General features: G+C 55.7%; 2 protein-coding genes and 2 pseudogenes. 3 read left to right on the top strand and 1 reads right to left on the bottom strand.

Annotated elements, in window-relative coordinates:
- A pseudogene (locus tag FTV03_RS17520) lies at window positions 1-132 on the top strand (IS6 family transposase); the annotation flags it as partial.
- Window positions 133-651: 519 nt separating this feature from the next.
- Here FTV03_RS17520 and FTV03_RS18255 read toward each other — a convergent pair.
- Window positions 652-1,242, bottom strand: a pseudogene (locus FTV03_RS18255) (DUF4158 domain-containing protein); the annotation flags it as partial.
- Window positions 1,243-1,367: 125 nt separating this feature from the next.
- Between FTV03_RS18255 and FTV03_RS17510 the strand changes: the two are divergent.
- Window positions 1,368-1,982 (top strand): recombinase family protein, encoded by a 615-nt coding sequence (locus FTV03_RS17510; RefSeq protein ID WP_000904906.1) that lies wholly within the window; start codon window positions 1,368-1,370, stop codon window positions 1,980-1,982.
- A gap of 106 nt (window positions 1,983-2,088) precedes the next feature.
- The coding region (locus FTV03_RS17505) for a transposase (RefSeq protein ID WP_161412291.1) at window positions 2,089-2,356 on the top strand (268 nt) is incomplete at its 3' end.

Raw genomic sequence — 2,356 nt, 5'->3', positions numbered from 1 at the left:
ATGAAGACGGCTTACGCCACCATCAAAGGTATTGAGGTGATGCGTGCACTACGCAAAGGCCAGGCCTCAGCATTTTATTATGGTGATCCCCTGGGCGAAATGCGCCTGGTAAGCAGAGTTTTTGAAACGTAAGGCCTTTGAATAAGACAAAAGGCTGCCTCATCGCTAACTTTGCAACAGTGCCCTCGCGATGACATCGCCCAGCGGCTGGCCATCATCCTGTGCATCGACCAGGGCGCCCCCGATCTCGGCGAAGGATTTCAGGGTGTCACGCACCACCCCCGCTTCGTCTGCGACCTTTGCATGGCAAATACGCTCCGAAGCACGGTAGAGACGGCCGACGATCCGGTCGTGGGTTTCGACCACTGCGTCGGCCAACATCGCCTGCCATTCCGAGACGCAAACAGCCAAGATCGCAAGCCGCCTGTCCTCCGGGAGATCGCGCATGCCGTCGGCATAATACCGTTCACCCTGCCTGCGCAGACGAGTCACCCGATGGGCAGGAACGCCGGCAAGCAGATCCTCGGGGAGATCGACGCGTTGCAGATATTCGAGCCGGTCGAGCAGCCGGTTGGCCGACGAAGAGTTCGAGCCAGGCTCGAACTGGCGCAGCCACACAAAACGGGTCACCCGATCATCAGCCGTCTCCTCGAGCAATGCCAGCAACTGTTCTCGGATCGACATAGGCAGCCGACTGGCGATCCTCGTCTCGATGCGTCGCTCGGCATCGACGAGAGCCGCGGCACAAAGCCGCTCGATCGTGGATGTCGCGGGAAGGACAGTGCGGGTGCGTCGGCACTCGGCTACGAAGCGACGGGCGATATCCTCGTTCGACACCGCCATCTCGGCTTCTCGGAACAACCATTCCTTCAGCTCGCTCGCACCACGTCCGGAGAAGGTGCGGAAGCCGTAGAGCCCCCGTAACTCGGCAAGATGCTCGTGCCGTGTTTCCTCGCGGGCAGCATAGTCTACGAGATCGTCGGCACCCAGGCCAAGCTGCGCTCCGATAAATTCGATGACCTCTGCAGGGATCAGTTCGCCTGGAGCCAGCACCCGGCCGGGATAGCGCAGGACACACAATTGCAGGGCGAAGCCGAACCTGTTGTGAGCGCGCCGACGCAGCCTGATATGCCCAAGGTCTTCATCACTCAGCGTATAGTGCTTGAGCAAATCCGTCTGTGAAGTCGGCAAGCGCAACAGCGCGTCTTTCTGCCGATCGGTTAGAGTGACGCGACGCGGCATACATGTTCCTTTTTCAAAATCTGATAGCGTTCAAGACGCTTTGTTTATGAAGCTGGTTGAGATACATTTCCAGAGGTCAATGCAATCGTGGCCGAAGCGCCGCCTCAAACCAACGTTTGTGATACATGCTGATCGGATATGCCCGCGTCTCCAAAGCCGATGGCTCGCAGTCTCTCGACCTGCAGCACGACGCCTTGCGCGCCGCAGGTGTCGAACGGGACAATATCTATGATGATCTTGCTTCCGGCGGTCGTGATGATCGCCCTGGCTTGACTGCCTGCCTCAAGTCATTGCGTGACGGCGATGTGCTGGTGGTCTGGAAGCTCGATCGCCTCGGACGATCGCTTGCCCATCTGGTCAACACGGTGAAGGAGCTGTCAGACCGCAAGATCGGCCTGCGGGTTCTGACTGGAAAGGGCGCTCAGATCGACACCACGACTGCGTCCGGTCGCATGGTGTTCGGAATCTTCGCCACCTTGGCCGAGTTCGAGCGGGATCTGATCCGAGAGCGCACCATGGCGGGTCTCGCCTCCGCGAGAGCGCGCGGTCGCAAGGGCGGACGAAAATTCGCGCTCACCAAAGCTCAGGTGCGTCTCGCGCAAGCCGCCATGGCCCAGCGCGATACTTCAGTTTCCGATCTCTGCAAGGAACTCGGCATCGAGCGCGTCACTCTCTACCGATATGTCGGTCCCAAAGGCGAGCTCAGAGACCATGGAAAGCATGTTCTCGGACTTACGTAGCAACTCGTTTCTTTTCGCAGGTTGAGCCACAGAGGTGGATCAGGAAATTTGAACAACACTTATAAGTGATATTTTGCTCCCCAAATGATGTTATAAACATCAATATATGGAGTATTTTATGACACGTAGACCAAGAAGAAATCATTCAAATGACTTTAAAGCTAAGGTAGCACTTGCTGCGATTAAAGCAGAAAAAACACTTGCTGAATTGAGTGCTGAATTTGATGTTCATCAAAACCAAATTATTGACTGGAAAAATCAACTGATTTCAGCTTCCTCGCAAGCTTTCGATCAATCAAAAGCTCCAACAGAACCACCCATCGATCTAAAAAAACTACATGCAAAAATCGGTGAGCAGGCATTAGAAATTGATT

It is taken from the genome of Acinetobacter sp. YH12218, assembly GCF_013417925.1.
In the GTDB taxonomy this organism is placed as follows: Bacteria; Pseudomonadota; Gammaproteobacteria; order Pseudomonadales; family Moraxellaceae; genus Acinetobacter; species Acinetobacter amyesii.
The sequence above is the reverse complement of the archived record's forward strand: the minus strand, read 5'-3'. Positions and strand labels throughout refer to the sequence as shown.

What these genes read in the sequence shown, in the direction of transcription:
- FTV03_RS17510 (WP_000904906.1), top strand. Translation starts at nt 1,368, where the DNA reads ATGCTGATCGGATATGCCCGCGTCTCCAAAGCCGATGGCTCGCAGTCT.